The sequence below is a fragment of the Dyella sp. genome, assembly GCF_036384435.1.
Classification (GTDB): Bacteria; Pseudomonadota; Gammaproteobacteria; order Xanthomonadales; family Rhodanobacteraceae; genus GSA-30.
Map to the genome: position 1 here is coordinate 1 of NZ_DASVMI010000169.1, position 16,771 is coordinate 16,771.

Sequence of the window (16,771 nt, forward strand, 5' to 3'; positions counted from 1 at the left end):
CACAAGCCCGTGCCGAGGGCGGCCACATCCTTTGCGGCGGGGACGCCGTAACCGTGAGCGGGCGCTGCCAGGACGGCTGGTTCGTTGCGCCGACAGTGATCGAGGGCCTGCCGTCGGAAGCGATCACCAATCAACAGGAAATCTTTGGGCCGGTGGTCAGCCTCATTCCGTTCGATGATGAGGCCGACGCCCTGGCCATCGCCAATGGCACCGGCTATGGCCTGGCCGCATCGCTGTGGACTGGCGACCTGTCCCGTGCACACCGCCTGGGCGCTGCACTGGATTTCGGCATCGTCTGGATCAACTGCTGGATGTTGCGCGACCTGCGCACGCCCTTTGGCGGGACGAAACAATCCGGACTGGGTCGCGAAGGAGGTGAGGAGGCTCTGCGCTTCTTCACCGAACCCAGGAATATCTGCATCCGTTATTGAAGAAGGTTATCGTGGCCAGCCCCCTGCAAAGCCTGCTCGACAGCAACCGTGCATGGTCCAATACCATGCGCAACCAAGACCCGGATTTCTTTGAGCGCCTTGCCCAGCAGCAAGCGCCCAAATACCTATGGATAGGCTGCTCCGATTCGCGCGTGCCTGCCACGCAGATCGTCGACTTGCCTCCTGGTGAGATATTCGTTCAACGCAACGTGGCTAATGTCGTGTCGCACTCGGACCTCAATTGCCTGAGTGCGATCCAGTTCGCCGTAGACGTACTGAAAGTCGAGCACATCCTCGTCGTCGGCCACTATGGCTGCGGCGGCGTGCAGGCCGTGCTCGACGATCGTCGCCTCGGCCTGGTCGACAACTGGCTACGCCATGTCAGTGACGTGGCAATCAAGCATGCCGGCATGTTGGGTGCGATCGACTTGATGACCCTACGCAACACGCGCTTGTGCGAACTGAACGTCATCGAGCAGGTGGTCAATGTCTGCCAGACCACCACGCTCATGGACGCCTGGGAGCGCGGCCAGCAGGTATCGGTGCATGCCTGGTGCTATAGCCTTGCCGATGGCCACATCAACGATCTGGACATGCATGTAACCTCACGTGAGGGTACGCGAACTGCCTATGAAAGCGCGATCGAACGCATGTTCATCGTGCAAGGGACAATGCGATGAGCCAGGTCATCCATAGCCAAAGCGCACCACGCCCTGTGGGGGCATATCCGCATGCGCGCCGCGTGGGCAACCTGCTCTTCTTATCCGGCGTAGGCCCGCGTTCACCGCTGGACAACAGCATCCCCGGCAATGTGCACGACGCCGATGGCAAACTGGTAGCCTATGACATCGAGGCGCAATGCCGGCAGGTGTTTGCCAATGTGAAAGCCGTGCTGGAGTCGGCTGGCGCACAATGGCGTGACTTGGTGGACGTCACCGTTTACCTGACCGACATGACGGCGGATTTTGCCGTGTATAACCGCCTGTATGCAGAATATTTTGCAGGTGTCGATGCCGCACGCACGACGCTGGGCATCACCGCGCTGCCTACCCCGATCGCGATCGAGCTCAAATGCATCGCGGCTGTCGGGACATCAACCGGCACGTTGTAAGAGCGAATTTATTGGTGAAGCAATCTGCGACTCAGTCGCAGATTGAGACTTCAGACCTCTCAGCTACGACCTCGTCGCGACTTGCATCGCGACTGAAGTCACTCCTTCCCATCGCCTGGGGCGTCATCCGTTCCGGCAAGCCGTTTGATCCCAATATCGCTCTTGCTTAGATCGGCGCGAGACGGTATCTACGACGAACCGGGCAGCGCGTCAGTGCCATCCTGCTGGAGGCACGCGCGCAGCAGCTCGAGGATCAATGCCTGGGTGGGAATGGCTTTGGCTTCGTTGTAGGCCAGGCTGTCTTCATCCATGTAGTTGAGCTGCGCCAGTTCCAGTTGCACGGCTTGAATGCCTTCATTCGGACGGCCGAAGTGACGGGTAATGAAACCACCCTTGAACCGCCCATTGATCACGAACCGATAATCGGACTGCCCCTCCAAGATGTCTTGCAAGCATCGCTGCAGAGACGGCGTGCAGCTGGCACCCTCGACGGTGCCCACGTTGAAATCCGGCAGCTGCCCGTCGAAAAGCATCGGCACACGCGAGCGGATGGAATGCCCCTCCCACAAAACGACCCGGCCATGCTCTTCACGCAGGCGCGTGATCTCCTGCGCCAGAGCCTCGTGGTAAGGGTTCCAGAAATCATGGACGCGGCGCTGCACTTCCTTTTCATCGGGTTCGGCGCCCTCCAGGTACAGCGGCTTCCCATCGAACCCGATCGTCGATACCAGCCCGGTTTCCTTGCGGCCGGGATAAAGCGCATGCCCGTCAGCAGGCCGATTCAGGTCAACCACATAGCGCGATGCCAGCGGCCTGATCAAACTCGCTCCCAGGCGAGCGGCCAGCGGCTCGTACAAGCGCCCGACATGCCAGTCCGTATCGATGGAACGACGCGCGTGCGGTGTCATGCGCTCGGCGATATCCGGCGGAATATGACTGCCGTCATGCGGCAGGCTGATCAGTAGCGGCGCGTTGCCGCGATGCAGGATGTGTGTGGTCATCGAGCCAGCCCTCAAGTCATGGTTACCAGTTCTTCGGCTGAGCTGGGATGGATCGCCACGGTGTCATCGAGATCTTTCTTGCGCACACCCAGCTTCATCGCCACCGCAAAGCCCTGCATCATTTCATCGGCACCCAGGCCAAGCACGTGGATGCCGACCACACGTTCGTCAGCACCCACGCAGATGAGCTTCATATGCGTCTTACCGGCGCGCTTGGCGATAGCCCACTGCAATGGCGAGAAGCTGGCGCGATAAACACGCACCTCCGGCCCGTGCATGGCACGTGCCTGTTCCTCGGTCATGCCGACCATGGCCAGGGGCGGTTCGGCAAACACCACACTGGCAATGTCCTTGTGCTCCAGGTGCGCGTCCGGTTGCCCACCAAACAGACGATCGGCGAGACGTCGCCCTGCCGCCACGGCGACCGGCGTGAGCTCCCGGTTCTCACAGACATCGCCCACGGCATAAACACCTTCGACGTTGCTGTTTTGCCGCGCATCGACCAGGATGCGCCCTTGCTTGCCTCGTTTGACGCCGATCTTTTCGAGATCCAACGATTCGGTATTGGGAACACGCCCTATCGCCCAAAGCAACGCATCATAGGGACCGCATGCGCCTGCATGGGCGTCATCGAGCACCAGGCCATTGACCTCCTTGCGCAACGCACGTACCTGCGTGTCGTGATTGAACATCACTCCCCGATCAGTCAAGTGTTGCTGCAAGGCAGCGACCATTTCCGAGTCGAAACCGCCAAGCAGTCGCCCGCGCGCATGCACGGTCACCTCGCTGCCGAGCGACCTGAGCAATCCTGCAAACTCGATGGCAATGTAGCCACCACCAACGATCGCAATACGATCAGGCCTTTGCTTGAGTGCAAACATGTCATCGGACACCATACCAAGGTCGAATCCGGGCACGTCGATTCGACGCGGACGCGCCCCTGTCGCGATGATCACGTGCCTGGCACGCAATGATTGGCCACCGGATGTCAGCACGGTCCGTGCATCGACAAAACGCCCAGCCTCGGGGATCCACTGCACACCCAGATCATCCAGGCGCTGCCGATAGCGGTCCTTGATGCCATGGATGTAATCGGCACGCAACCGGCGAAAATGCTCCCAGTCAAGCTCAGTCTTGCCTGCGAGGCCAAAACCATAATCGATCGCCAACTCCTGCGTTTGCGCAAGTTGGGCAGCAAACCAGAGCGCTTTCTTGGGCACGCAGCCCACATTGACACAAGTACCACCCAGCACGCCAGGATCCAGCATCGCCACGCGGGCGCCGTGGCGCGCCGCGCGCATGGCCGACGCCAGGCCACCCGAACCGGCACCCAGTACCACCAGGTCAAACTGTTCACTCATCGAAGTATCCACCATGCGCGTTGCAAGGTAACCGGGAAGGCTTTAAACGGGCGTCCATGAAGGAGCCTGACGCTTCAGAGATGAAAACGCGCGGGAGCATACGGTGCCGCATCGATTTCGGTAGACCGGCCGAGCAACTGTTGAGCGACGAGCTCCCCGGTCGCAGCGGACATGCTGATGCCAAGCATCCCATGGGCCGTAGCCAGATGCAGGTTCGACCATCGCGTACTGGGGCCGATGATCGGGATTTCATCCATGCTCATGGGTCGCCAGCCCCACCATTCCTCTTGCAGTTCCGGTCCCACCGGCTCGTGCAGGCTCTCCGAAGCGGCCCGGCGCAAGGCGTTGAGGCGCACTTGGTTGAGTCCCTCGTCGTAGCCTGAGAACTCCATCGTGCTGCCCAACCGGAAACCGCTACCCCAGGTCGTGACGCATACCGCTGCCTCGCGCAGCACCAGCGCGTGCCGAGGCACGCGCGCGGGACGGCTGTAAGTCAGCGAATAGCCCTTGCCAGGCTGCATGGGTAGACGCAGCCCCAGGATCTTGCCCATCAAGGGCGACCATGCACCCAGCGCCAGCACGACGCGGTCGGCGTGGAACACGCCTCGAGTAGTGCGCACATGGCTTATGCGCCCATCCTGGGTGCCGAATTGGTCGATGCGCGCCCCGCTTTCGATCACGCCGCCCAATTCACGCACCCGACGCGCCAGTTCAGCCACATAACGATCGGGCCGCAGTTGGGCGTCATCGGGATGATAGAGACCGCCCACCACGCCCGGCTTGAGTGCCGGTTCCATCCCCGCGATCTGGTCGCCGTGCAGGCGACGCACCTCGACGCCGAGCTTTTCCAGCACGGCAACATGATGACGTTCATCGGCGTGCATCAGCCTGGGCGTACGGTAGACATAGAGTTCGCCGCGCTCGACAAACTCGCAATGCAGCCCCTCTTCGGCGATCAGTTGCGCGAGAAGCTTGCGCGAGCGCTGCAGAATGGCCGAACGAGCTGCCGCCGCATGATGGAAGTCGCGCCAATTGCAGCGCTGGGCGAAACCGAGCATCCAGCGCAGACGCTCCAGGTCGGGACGTGGATTGACGTACAGCGGAGCGTCGGAACGGAACATCGAACGCAGCGCCAGACTCACCATGCCCGGCATCGCCAATGGAGCGGCGTGACTGGGGGTAATAGTGCCGCAGTTGCCATGCGAACTACCGCTTCCAGGCGTGCTTTGTTCCAGCAGGCGGACTGACACCCCTGCTTTGAGCAAATACAACGCACTGGCGAGGCCGATCACGCCGCCCCCCAAAACAAGCACATCACTACGCGAAGCATCCATTCGGGCATTGTAGCTGGCATGCCTTCATAAGCTCACCCCAGGCACGTGCGCTTTTGCATCGGCTTGTGGTCCATGGCGCAGCCGACCACGTTGGTGCAGATGCCCAGAGGCTGCAGGTATTTCAACAGCTTGGGCCGGCACTATCCCTACTTGCGCACTTCGGTCCATCGTCTCCGGGGGTGGCGGCATGGCGATCCTCCCGACCCAGTCGGCCGGCCCATGAAACATCTCACCTAAAAATTTGCCCCGGGGGCTTGCAGAATGAGAATTACAGATGTAATTTCATTACAAACTACAAACGTAATCCTAACCGTGATCGCATCCTCCCTCCTGACCAGCACGAACGTCCAGGCCCTTCCAGTCCAAGCCGCCGTGGCTGTGCAGTCATCGTCAGCCCGCAACCTGCTACGCGATTTGGAGCCTATGAAGAACGATCTGGCGCGTTACGAATATCTCTCCGATCAGTTGCAGCGACTATCCAATACGGACTGGATCGTCGGCCAGCAACTGGCCGCGTCGCTGGAGTGCGAACTGGGGTTGTACAACGAAGCCGTGCATGATTTTCCCTTCGACAATCGCGCACGTGTCACTATCGATCCGTCACAACTCCCCACGCCGGGCGGCTGGCATGTCGCCAGCGCAGCCGACACCATCACGACGCTGGCTGCGCAGCGACGGTTGGTGATGGTCAACGAAGTACACCACGATGCCCACACTCGCGAACTGACCTTGCAGTTGCTTCCCCGCCTGCGCAAGCTCGGCTTCAATTATTTCGCAGCCGAAGCACTGGACGACAAGGACAGCCAGTTGATGAGGCGCGGTTATCCCGTGGCAGGGCAAAGCTCCTACCTGCACGAACCGCTATATGGCGAAATCGTGCGCGAAGCGATTCGACTCGGCTACATCATCGTGCCCTACGAATCATCGGCAGCGTCCACCGCCGAGCGCGAGCAAGCGCAGGCCGAAAACCTCTATCGCCGCGTGTTTGCCCACGATCCACATGCAAGGCTGCTCGTGCATGCAGGCTATGCGCATATCGACAAGGCGCCAGGCGCACTCGGCGGCAACATCATGCCCATGGCGATGCATCTTGAACGTTTGAGCGGTATCGAACCACTTACCGTCGACCAGTCGCAGTTACGCGACATCGGTGGCCACGGTCGCAATGAAGCCTATCGGCAGTTGACCACGGCCTTTTCCCTGGATCGCCCCAGCGTGCTGGTGAACAACGACGATGGACGGCCATGGAGCAGCGACGCGCACCGCCATGATGTCAGTGTGCTTCTGCCACCGATCGATCACCGCCGCCGTCCGGCCTGGATATCGCTGGGTGGTGTCAGACAATCGAGACTGGTCAATACCACCATGTGCGATGGCAAGACCCCTTGCCTGGTTGAAGCGCACTACGCCAGCGAGGGCAACGATGCCACGGCTGCCGACCGCATCGCCTTGCTTGTGCCCGACAGCGTCAATTCCCTGTTCCTGTATCCGGGCGACTATCGCGTTACTGCTTCGGATGGCGCAGGCCACACCTTGAGTGAACGCAAGCTACATATCGAGGCGACCACACCATGACACAAATCACCGAAGCCGAGGCACGCGTCATGGACGTGCTATGGCGCAACGCGCCCCGCACGTCTGAAGACATCGTCGAGGCGCTGCGCGAACCGACCGGCTGGCACGAAAAAACCATTCGCACGCTCCTGAATCGATTGCTTGGCAAGGGAGCGGTCAGTGCCGAACGTGACGGGCGGCGCTATTTGTATGCTCCGGTGCTCAGCCGCCAAGCATGGCAACACGAAGAAAGCCGAAGTCTGCTCGATCGCGTGTTCGGTGGCCGCGTCGCCCCTTTGCTGGCGCATTTCACGCAACATGAAAAACTTTCCGCCAAGGACATCGCCGAGCTACGCAAGCTGGTAGAGACCATGGAAAAGGAACGCCAGTCATGAACGACATGTTCTGGCACTTGCTTGCTTACAGCACCGCTGGCCTGGGCTTGACGCTATGCCTGCGCAAGCCTGCGCGCCGACTATTCGGCGCATCGCCTGCATTCACGCTATGGCTGCTACCGCTGATCTTCTGCCTGTTGCCATGTTTGCCGGATGGCACGATGACCATGGTGATCCCACCGCTGCACGCATTGCCGGACAGGCTCTCATCGATAACGACGCAGATGCCGCCTCGCATCGTGGACTTCCGATGGGGCGCGCTGTGGTTGGCCGGTGCGCTGGTAACGCTGATCCGTCTGGCATCGCATTATGTTCGGCTGCGCCGCGAGTGCCGGCCGTGGACGAGCAGCCTGCCAGAATTGGAAGGCTTTGCGATCGAACGGGTGCGTATAAGCCCTCATGGTCCGGCGCTGTTGTGGGCGATGCGCCCCTTGCTTTTGCTACCGGCTGATTTTACGCATCGTTTCGATATCGCCGAGCGTCGCTGCGTGCTGCGCCACGAATTGACGCATCTTCGCCGCGGTGATGCCTGGTGGAACCTGCTCGCCGAATGCCAACTCGCGATGCTCTGGTTTCATCCCCTGGCGTGGCTCGCCTTGCCACGCTTTCGACTCGACCAGGAGCTGGCCTGCGACGAACGCAGCTTGCGCGATGCGCCTGATCAGCGGGCGCAGTATGCCCACACCTTGTTGCACAGCGCCGGCGTGGCTGTCACGCCGGCCATCATCCCCTGGCTCAACCAGCCACAATTGAAGGAGCGTCTCGTCATGATTCAGCAGGTCGCATTGGGTGTTTCGCGTCGCCGCCTCGGTTACTTCGTCCTCGGCTTGCTGATGGCTGCCTGCGCCATGACGGCACAAGCAGCCGGCCAGCACGCCTCATCCCCCGCTGCCGCAGATGTCGAAGCCAACTTGAAGCTCGCCGCGCCCACGTACCCCCAGGAGGCCCTGACGAACAAGGAACAAGGCCTGATCTGGCTCAAGGTGCAGGTTGATCAGACTGGCAAACCCGGCAAGATCGACTTCGACGCCGAGCGCAGCACCACGACATCCACCGCACTGATCCAGGCCGCCAGCGACGCCGCTGCGCACTGGCGCTTCAAGCCAGCCATGCGTGACGGACAGCCAATAGTCAGTTGGGTGCGGATCCCGGTCCAGTTCGATTTGAATCCGAAATCCAACAAGACACCCGTTTCGTCCAATTCCTAAACACTTTTCCATAACCCATTGATTTGATAACCTCGGCATGCCTACTGCCGAGGTTGTCACATGGTTACCCAGGATCTTTCCGACACGCCAGCCCGGAAGCCTGCCTCGCACCCCGCCCTTTTTCGCGGGGGGCTTTGCGTGGTGATCGCGCTCCTGGCCGCCTGCTCTTCTGCACCTGCACCACGCAAGCGCCAGCCACAGCCCACCTTCAAGGAATCGCACACGGCGCTGGCCGACGAGCCGGCCCGTGCGCCTCATGCCGTCGGTACCGCCAACGATGTCTTGTTCCGCGCCATCGCCCTGGTCGGCACGCCTTATCGATGGGGAGGCAATACCCCCGAAGGCGGCTTCGACTGCTCCGGCCTGGTCGACTATATCTACCGCAATGCTGCCGGCCTGATGCTCCCGCGCACTTCGCACGACATGTCCGTGATGACGGGTGTAAAGGTGCGCAGCATGACGGATCTCGCCAGCGGTGACCTGGTGTTCTTCGGCGGTAGCCGCGGCATCAGCCATGTCGGTGTCTATGTCGGCAAGGGGCGTTTTGTTCACGCACCCAATAGCGGCGGCACGGTACGGCTGGACGATATCGACGGGCCTTACTGGCGCGATCATTTTGCCTATGGGAAGCGACTGTTGGACTGAAGACCGGGAACAGGAGAACGAGTTGAGAGTACGCGAGCCCAAGCGCGCGTCATCAGCATGCGAAGCACGTTTCTTGCGGTATGCGCAATCTGCTACTGTTCAGCCTCTTGTCGCAAGGAAGCTCGTCTTTGAGATACACACGCTTGACCGCTCGGCGCGGAAGTCTCTTGTTGTCGTTTTGCCTGGTCGCCTCGACGGTATCAGCCAAGGATGTTCCGTCGCTGTTCGACAAGCCGCTGCGCGAAACCCACCTGCCCTTGCCCAACAATCCGAACAGTCCACAAGCCAAGCCTGAGTTGAGCTGTTGGTATTACCCGCACCTGATGATCAAGCAGGTCGATATCGGCGAGAAGGGTGCCGAACAATTGTCGATGATTCCGGTGGCCCCGGGACAGGCCACGCCTGCATGCAAGCGCACTCATGACAAGGCCGAGCAGGTCATCAGCAACTGGAGCGGTTATTTCTGGGGCGTCAAGGGCGATTACGCCTTTTTTAAGGCTGCCGATGGCTTCAACGGTGGCACCGGATTTGCCATTTTCAACGCCGTCAATGGCGACAGGCTGCAGACGGGCACGATGGCCGACGATCACCTGCTCGCGCTGCAATCGCTCAGGCCAGCAGGGATCGAGCAGCTTGACGAGAGGCGTATTTATCCGTTGTTGGTCCGCTACAAAAGCCTCTACCAGGCGCCCTGTTCATTGCGTTCGGACGAGACCGCCTGCTGGAATGCCATTCGGCAGATCACCGGGCTGGTGCAGGCTGCGCCGCCTGATTGTGGCAGCGCGTACGCTACGCAGGAACAGCAAGCCACCTCGGCCAAGGACAAAGCTCAGATTGCACGTAACCCCACGGTGCTTACCTATGACGTGGAGGCCATCGTCGACGATCAGGGCGTGCTGCGCTTTGCCGCCACATCACCTTCCACCGCCTGTTATCCCGCCGAGTAATCTCGTTTTTGATGGGTGTTATCACACTTTCTTTTCAGCACTGCCGCAACACTACAGGCCTTCCTTATTGCGCAGGGCATGCCATGAGCCTGGAGAAAGTCGCCTATACCGCCACCGCCACGGCCAAGGGCGGCCGGGAAGGCCATATCCATAGCAGTGATGGTGTCTTGGACTTCGATCTGCGCGTGCCGAAAGAAATGGGTGGCCCGGGCGGTGCCGGCAGCAACCCGGAGCAACTGTTTGCGGCAGGCTATGCCGCGTGTTTCGAAGGCGCCGTGCGCTTTGTCGCACGCGAAAAGAAAGTGCCCTTGCAGGACGCCTCGGTCACAGCCCACGTTGGCATCGGCCCCCGCAAGCCCACTGGTTTCGGCATCGCGGTAAAACTCGAAGTGAACCTCCCGGGTATCGATCGCACCGTGGCACAGGAACTGGTCGATATCGCGCACCGCGACATCTGCCCGTACTCGCACGCCACGCGGAATAACGTAGACGTAGATATATCTCTGACGTGAGGGGAGAGGCGGTGATCAATACATCACCGCCTCTCTCTTATTATTGGAAACTCACGCGAAGCAAATCCGGTTGTACGCCAATCGGCTTACCCGGATCGGTCACGGGCGGAGTATTACCGCTCTCCACCAGCCAGCGGCGCAAGGTCTTGGGTGGTATCGCCCCCATGCCGCGGGCAAACGCCATGCTCTGAACAACCGCCGCACTGGCGGCAATGATCGGATTGGCCGAAGACGTGCCATTGAAATGATGCGTGTACAAGTTGGTTGGCGATGCCAATGACCATGACGTCGTAGTCACGTCACCGCCCCAGGCATAGGTATCTACACGACTCCCATACTCGGAAAATCCGGCTCGCATGCCGGTACGAGGATTGATGGCACCTGCATAGATGGCGCCCGAGTCGCGCACGTTGCGCTTGAACGTATCGCCGAAATAGGGGTGGTCCAGGTTGACGTTGCCGTTCGCCGCAGCAATGACAACATGCACGCCCTTTTCTTCGGTCAGATAGCTGATCGCGTCAAACACCGGCCTAAAGTATTCCACGGGCATGTAACAGCCATCCCCACACCCGATGGCATTATCCAAAGGGCTTCCCTTGGCGTACTTGTAATGAACGCCCAACTGAATCACGTCACCAGCCTTCAGGTGCTTGGCAAGATCAACGAGTTGATCACCCGCACCGTATTTGGAATATCCAATGACAGATCCATATGCAATGCCAGTGACGCCAAATCCATTGTGCTTGCCGACCATGCTGCCTACGCTCGCCGTGTCATGCGAATCGGTCGCGTGCGCCTGGACATCCCAATGCTCAAGAAATGGTGCAGGCAAATCCTCGTGATCGTAAGCCCAGCGCCCGATTTCCACCGAAATGATTCTTGCCTTGCTGCCATCACCACCAGGCAATGCCCAGACGGATTGAGCGTTGACGCCACCCACTTTGAAATCTCGGTCAGCGGAAATGGGCGAGCCAAGATAATGCTGGCGCCCGAGATAGTCCGGCGTGTTACTCATCGCTGACTGGAAGTAGGCCGGCTCAGCATGAGGCTCCTCATAGATGGCCTCGACCTGCCCATTGGCACGCAGCCTTTGCAGGGTCAGGTCGACTTCGTGGTCGGTGAGTGACGCGGTCGGTAGCGTGACGTAACGATCAAGCCGGTGACGCGCCATGGCTTGTGCCTCCTCCAGAGACGATGCCTTAGCCATGGGCTGAAATACCTGCGTGGATTCAAGGCCAGCTGTTGCCCGCATCGACGCCATTGAACCACCCGGCTTCAACAATACGGTGATCGAATCAGGATGTTCGGCAAGGACTGGACCAGCGCCGATCGCCAACGCGAGTGCAGCAGCCAGTCGTGCTTGAAGTTTCATGTCATCGCTCCTTGTGCGTGTATTGCGTGCACAAGAAGATGCCCCATCACCTCTGGGCAAAATGCCATCCTCCCTCTTGGTGAGGCCACCGACATTACAGCTCCAAGATGTAGTCCGGAGAAGATGACAGCCTTTTTTCTACACTTTGGCACATAAAAAAATGGCGCCCGCAGGCGCCGTTTTTTATGTGCCAAGCGTCGATCAATGCGCTTCCGCACCGGGGGGATGCGCATGACCATGCTGAATTTCTTCTTCGGTACCATCACGCACTTCATTGATGGTGACGTCGAAGTTCAGCGTCTTGCCGGCCATCGGATGGTTGAGATCCACATCGATCGTGGACATGCCCACCTTGTGGACAGTGACTACACGATGGCCACCCTGCTTGAGCGCCAATACCGTCGTATCGCCAACCTTCAGCTTCGCACCGTTCTGGAAGTACTTCTTTGGCACGCGCTGAATCTGACCGTCCTGGCGCTCACCATAACCTTCGGCCGCCGGCAATTCGACCTGCATCGACTCGCCGGCTTCCTTTTCTTCAAGCGCCTTTTCCAAGCCGGGAATCAGCTGGCCATGGCCGAGCAGAATCCACAGCGGCTCGTTGCGATCGAGCGAGCTTTCTACTTTCTCGCCGTCCACCGTCAGGGTGTAGTGCAGCGAAATGACCTTGTCCTTGCCAGCCTTCATTGCTTGTCTCGTGATGGATCAAGCTGCCGATTCTAGCACTCCTCAGGAGGAACGCCTGCCGGCGCCAAAGCCGACCCCACGCGCCTCCGGCCCAAAGCCCGCCAGCAGAGCCAGGATCACGGCGACCGCGGCAATCCAGATGCCCATGGCAAAGGCCAGGTCATCGCCGTGCCATCGGGAAATAGACAGCTGGGCATTGCCGGTATAGGCGGCCAGAAGGTTGCCGATCTGGTAGGCAAAACCCGGCAAAGTGCCGCGTACTCCCTCCGGTGAGAGCTCATTGAGATGGGTCGGCACCACGCCCCAGGCGCCCTGTACCATCACCTGGATCAGAAACGCGCCTATAGCCAGTAGCAGAAGCGAGCCCCCGTGGACCCATAAGGGGATCACCGGAATGGCCAGCAATGAGGCGATCACCATCGCGCGGCGCCGGCCGATGCGCTCGGAAAGGGCGCCAAAAAACAGTCCGCCGACCATGGCGCCAATATTGAGCATGGCCACCAGCATGAAGGCCGCCCCTGAACCGGTCGCAAGATGCAGGCTCTTTTCCTCGAAGGTGTGATAGAGATCCTGCGAGCCATGGCTGAACATGTTGAACGCTGCCATCAGCAAGGTCATGTAGATGGCCAGCTTCCAGTGACCACGCATGGCCGCGACCAGGGAAACCTTGCCATGGACCTCCTTGCTGGCCTCCCAGACCGGCGACTCGGGCACGGACCGGCGGATGTAGAGCACCAGCAGCGCTGGCACGGCACCGACCACGAATAGCCCACGCCAGCCGATATGGTCGATCAGCAACCAGTTCGCGAGCGCCCCCAGGAAGAATCCGCAGGGATAACCGCCCTGTAGCAACCCCGATACCAAACCGCGGGATTTTGGCGGTATCGATTCCATCGCCAGCGAGGCACCCAGGCCCCATTCGCCACCCATGGCGATACCGAACAAGAATCGCAGCACCAGCAGCACCATCAAGGAGGGTGCGAAGGCAGTAGCCAGCTCAAACGCCGAAAACAGGATCACGTCCAACATCAGCACCGGACGACGCCCAAAGCGATCGGCCAGTCGTCCAAACAGCAATGCTCCGATCGGCCGTGCGGCCAGCGTGAGAAACAGCCCCAAAGTGACCTGGTCGGTCGACACGCGAAATTCGTCGGAAATGCCCACGATGACGAACGTCAGCAAGAAGTAGTCGAAGGCGTCGAGGGTCCAGCCCAGGAAACTTGCCAGAACCGTATGGCGCTGCTCGCGATTGAGCTCGCGCAGGGGAGACAGAAACGACATCAACATCCCTTCTTGCTGATCTGACCGCCGGAGGCTAGCACTTCGGCCGTGAGCGCGACATGCCTTGAGCGGGATATAAAGCAAAAAACGACATCCGTCTTACGTCCGTCACGCGATGCTATGCCGATGCTCGACGTCTCGACGCGGCGCCGTATCGCCAAGCGCTTCTCCACCACCGGTCACCGGATGCATGCGCGCTGGAAACTCGCGTACGACCCGGCCTATGTTGCCGCTCGCGAATTGCTACATGGATCGCAGTTGCCCGTCCTGGATATTGGCTGCGGCCTTGGGTTGCTGGCCCACGTGCTCCAGGCCACGGAGGAACTCACGCGCTATATCGGTGTAGATCATGACGCGCGCAAGATCGATGCGGGCCGTGATGCGTTGGCTCGAGCGGGGCTGCCCCAGGACATCGAACTGCACCATGCCGACGCGGCGAGCCTGCCGCCCCATGACGGGCACGTGGTCTTGCTCGACATCCTGCACTACCTGCCACGGGAACGGCAGCAAGACCTGCTCGATACCGCGCTGATGCACCTGGCCGACGAGGGATTGCTGATCATCCGCAACGTGCTGCGCGAGCCCAATTGGCGTTTTCACGCCACCCGATTGGAGGAGTTCTTCCTCCAACGCTCCGGCTGGATACCCACCGGCGCCCAGCACTACCCTAGTGCCGAGGAAATCCGCCGGCCGCTCGAGCGTCACGGGCTGACCGTCAACATCCGCGCACTCCACGGCCGCACCCCCTATAACAGCTACCTGATCGTGGCCAGGCGCTGATGTGCGCCCGCAACACCAGTCTGCTATACTCGCCCAACGGCTTCCCCAAGCCGCCCTCCCCTTAAGATTTAATGCAACACGGTTCGAAAGACGCTCCGGGTTGCTCTGGAGCTCTCTCATGTCTTTTGAATCGCTGGGCCTTTCGCCCGCGTTGTTGCGTGCGCTTGCCGATCAAGGCTACGCCGACCCCACTCCCATTCAGGCGGCTGCCATCCCGGCAGTGCTCGAGGGAGGCGACCTGCTGGCCGCCGCCCAGACCGGCACAGGCAAGACCGCGGCGTTCTCGCTGCCCCTACTGCAACGCTTGTCGACCACCCCCGCGGCCTCCCGTCGTCCGCGTGCGCTGGTTCTGACCCCGACCCGCGAGCTGGCCGCCCAGGTCAATGACAACCTGCGTGACTACGGCCGCCACGTGCGCGTCAGCAGTGCCACCATTTTCGGCGGCGTAAGCATGGGTCCGCAGATCAACGTGCTGCGTCGCGGCGTGGACGTCGTCATCGCCACCCCCGGCCGCTTGATCGATCACATGCAGCAACGCACGATCGATCTCTCCGGTGTCGAAGTGCTGGTGCTGGACGAGGCTGACCGCATGCTCGACATGGGCTTCCTGCCGGCGCTCAAGCGCATCCTTGGTGCGCTGCCGCGCCAACGCCAGACTCTGCTGTTCTCGGCTACGTTCGCCCCGCCGATCAAGGCGCTCGCCCTGCAATTCATGCACGAGCCGAGCGAAGTGTCGGTAACGCCGCCCAACACCGTCGCCACCACCGTCACCCACCGCGTGCACCCGGTGGACGCCTCTCGCAAGCGCGACCTGCTGCTGCACGTGCTCTCGCAAGACAGCCGTCGGCAGACCCTGGTGTTCAGCCGTACCAAGCACGGCGCGGACAAGCTCGTTCGCTTCCTGGAGGCCTCGGGCATGCGCGCTGCCGCCATTCATGGCAACAAAAGCCAGAACGCACGCACACGCGCCCTCAGCGACTTCAAGAGTGGCCGCATCACGGTGCTGGTCGCCACTGATATCGCGGCACGCGGCATCGATATCGACCAGTTGCCGATCGTGATCAACTTCGATCTGCCTATGGTTGCCGAAGACTACGTCCATCGTATCGGCCGCACCGGCCGCGCCGGTGCCGAAGGCCTGGCCGTATCGCTGGTCGCGCATGAGGAAGCCGGGTTGCTTCGTGACATCCGCAAGCTTCTGAAGTCGGAAATCGAAGTCAGCGACATCGAAGGCTTCGCACCGTCCCAGCCCTTGCGCGTGGATGCTGGAGCGCCTCGTCCCGTGCAGGGCCAGCGCCAGCCACGCCAGAACAAGAGTCCGTCGCATCATCGCAGTCATAGCCACGCACCGGCCAGTGGCGGCGGTGAAGGCCATGCGGCAGGGAATCGCAAGCGCAGGCGGCAGCGGCGACCGGCGGCGAAGGCCTGACAAAAGCGGGGAAAGGCGATGGGTAGCGCAGGCGCATCGATGCTGCCAATCGCATGTGTCTCGTGCACGAGGACAAGGACATCTCGCAAACTGTCACGCGGAGGAAGCCTGACGGCCTTGCGCCCCGCTATCCGTCTCCCGCCTCCAGTTGCCTTCAGAAAAGCGATCGACGCAGGAAGCTCAATCGCGCACCATCGCCGTCAGCACATGATCTTCCCAGCGGCCGGCGATGTTGAGATAGCGCTTGGCGTAGCCTTCGCGCTCGAAGCCCAGACGGGCGAGCAATTGAGCACTGCGTTCGTTGTGCGGCATGTAATTGGCCATGACGCGGTGCAGGCCCAGGTTGCCGAAGGCGAAATCCAGGCCAGTTTGCAATACCTCCAACATCAGGCCTTGCCCTTGTCGTGATGCGGCGATGCCGTAGCCGAGATGACAGGCCTGGAAAACACCGCGCACGATGTTGGCGAAGTTGAACGTGGCGATCAGTTCCTGACTTTGTCGATCAAAGACCGCAAACGGAAATCCGCGCTCCTGTCTCGCGGTTTTGCGCGCATCGGCAATGGCCTGCATGCAATGGTCGATGGTGTAGTAGAAACCATCGCGCAAGGGCTCCCAGGGCGACAGGTGCGCGCGATTTTCCACGCGATAAAGCAACAACGCAGGCGCATCCGATTCGACCGGGATGCGCATCGAGGTACGCGCGCTGGTGAGAACAGGCAGCAT

18 protein-coding genes are annotated in these 16,771 nt (G+C 60.7%); 11 read left to right on the plus strand and 7 right to left on the minus strand.

The window, feature by feature from the left end:
* The 3 genes from VF436_RS17555 to VF436_RS17565 form a co-directional block, all read left to right on the plus strand.
* The coding region (locus VF436_RS17555) for an aldehyde dehydrogenase family protein (protein ID WP_330905334.1) at nucleotides 1–431 on the plus strand (431 nt) is incomplete at its 5' end.
* Nucleotides 432–442: 11 nt separating this feature from the next.
* Nucleotides 443–1,111, plus strand: coding sequence for a carbonate dehydratase (can, locus tag VF436_RS17560; protein ID WP_330905335.1), 669 nt, complete (start codon nucleotides 443–445; stop codon nucleotides 1,109–1,111).
* On the plus strand, nucleotides 1,108–1,542 hold the full coding sequence (locus VF436_RS17565) for a RidA family protein (RefSeq protein ID WP_330905336.1): 435 nt from the start codon (nucleotides 1,108–1,110) through the stop codon (nucleotides 1,540–1,542). The genes can and VF436_RS17565 overlap by 4 nt, the downstream gene beginning before the upstream one ends.
* Before the next feature lie 188 nt (nucleotides 1,543–1,730).
* Here the strand turns inward: VF436_RS17565 and hutG are convergent, their stop codons facing one another.
* From hutG to VF436_RS17580, 3 genes are all read right to left on the minus strand, one after another.
* The gene (hutG, locus tag VF436_RS17570) at nucleotides 1,731–2,543 is read right to left on the minus strand and encodes an N-formylglutamate deformylase (RefSeq protein WP_330905337.1); all 813 of its coding nucleotides are present in this window, start codon (nucleotides 2,541–2,543) and stop codon (nucleotides 1,731–1,733) included.
* An 11-nt stretch (nucleotides 2,544–2,554) separates the two neighbouring features.
* Entirely contained in the window at nucleotides 2,555–3,904 is a 1,350-nt protein-coding gene (gene gorA, locus VF436_RS17575) for a glutathione-disulfide reductase (RefSeq protein WP_330905338.1), read from the minus strand.
* 74 nt (nucleotides 3,905–3,978) lie between these two features.
* Nucleotides 3,979–5,238: an NAD(P)/FAD-dependent oxidoreductase gene (locus VF436_RS17580; protein ID WP_330905339.1), complete on the minus strand. Its 1,260-nt coding sequence runs from the start codon at nucleotides 5,236–5,238 to the stop codon at nucleotides 3,979–3,981.
* 423 nt (nucleotides 5,239–5,661) lie between these two features.
* On the opposite strand from VF436_RS17580, the gene VF436_RS17585 reads away from it, so the two are divergent.
* From VF436_RS17585 to VF436_RS17610, 6 genes are all read left to right on the plus strand, one after another.
* Nucleotides 5,662–6,813, plus strand: a complete 1,152-nt coding sequence (locus VF436_RS17585) for a hypothetical protein (protein ID WP_330905340.1) — start codon at nucleotides 5,662–5,664, stop codon at nucleotides 6,811–6,813.
* A complete protein-coding gene (locus tag VF436_RS17590) occupies nucleotides 6,810–7,187 on the plus strand; it encodes a BlaI/MecI/CopY family transcriptional regulator (RefSeq protein ID WP_330905341.1) in 378 nt (125 codons plus the stop codon). Before VF436_RS17585 ends, VF436_RS17590 begins: the two co-directional genes overlap by 4 nt.
* Nucleotides 7,184–8,395, plus strand: coding sequence for a TonB family protein (locus VF436_RS17595; RefSeq protein ID WP_330905342.1), 1,212 nt, complete (start codon nucleotides 7,184–7,186; stop codon nucleotides 8,393–8,395). Before VF436_RS17590 ends, VF436_RS17595 begins: the two co-directional genes overlap by 4 nt.
* 60 nt (nucleotides 8,396–8,455) lie before the next feature.
* The gene (locus VF436_RS17600) at nucleotides 8,456–9,040 is read left to right on the plus strand and encodes a C40 family peptidase (RefSeq protein ID WP_414649877.1); all 585 of its coding nucleotides are present in this window, start codon (nucleotides 8,456–8,458) and stop codon (nucleotides 9,038–9,040) included.
* 167 nt (nucleotides 9,041–9,207) lie between these two features.
* A complete protein-coding gene (locus VF436_RS17605) occupies nucleotides 9,208–9,987 on the plus strand; it encodes a hypothetical protein (protein ID WP_330905344.1) in 780 nt (259 codons plus the stop codon).
* Between the two features lie 83 nt (nucleotides 9,988–10,070).
* On the plus strand, nucleotides 10,071–10,499 hold the full coding sequence (locus tag VF436_RS17610) for an organic hydroperoxide resistance protein (RefSeq protein WP_330905345.1): 429 nt from the start codon (nucleotides 10,071–10,073) through the stop codon (nucleotides 10,497–10,499).
* A 40-nt stretch (nucleotides 10,500–10,539) separates the two neighbouring features.
* Here VF436_RS17610 and VF436_RS17615 read toward each other — a convergent pair whose 3' ends face one another.
* From VF436_RS17615 to VF436_RS17625, 3 genes are all read right to left on the minus strand, one after another.
* Nucleotides 10,540–11,871, minus strand: a complete 1,332-nt coding sequence (locus VF436_RS17615) for a S8 family serine peptidase (protein WP_330905346.1) — start codon at nucleotides 11,869–11,871, stop codon at nucleotides 10,540–10,542.
* A 201-nt stretch (nucleotides 11,872–12,072) separates the two neighbouring features.
* Entirely contained in the window at nucleotides 12,073–12,558 is a 486-nt protein-coding gene (locus tag VF436_RS17620) for a peptidylprolyl isomerase (RefSeq protein ID WP_330905347.1), read from the minus strand.
* A 42-nt stretch (nucleotides 12,559–12,600) separates the two neighbouring features.
* Nucleotides 12,601–13,839 (minus strand): MFS transporter, encoded by a 1,239-nt coding sequence (locus VF436_RS17625; RefSeq protein ID WP_330905348.1) that lies wholly within the window; start codon nucleotides 13,837–13,839, stop codon nucleotides 12,601–12,603.
* A gap of 126 nt (nucleotides 13,840–13,965) precedes the next feature.
* Between VF436_RS17625 and VF436_RS17630 the strand changes: the two genes are divergently transcribed.
* The gene (locus tag VF436_RS17630) at nucleotides 13,966–14,619 is read left to right on the plus strand and encodes a class I SAM-dependent methyltransferase (protein WP_330905349.1); all 654 of its coding nucleotides are present in this window, start codon (nucleotides 13,966–13,968) and stop codon (nucleotides 14,617–14,619) included.
* 118 nt (nucleotides 14,620–14,737) lie between these two features.
* Nucleotides 14,738–16,048, plus strand: coding sequence for a DEAD/DEAH box helicase (locus VF436_RS17635; RefSeq protein WP_330905350.1), 1,311 nt, complete (start codon nucleotides 14,738–14,740; stop codon nucleotides 16,046–16,048).
* Between the two features lie 180 nt (nucleotides 16,049–16,228).
* On the opposite strand, the gene VF436_RS17640 is transcribed toward VF436_RS17635, so the two are convergent.
* Entirely contained in the window at nucleotides 16,229–16,771 is a 543-nt protein-coding gene (locus VF436_RS17640) for a GNAT family N-acetyltransferase (RefSeq protein ID WP_330905351.1), read from the minus strand.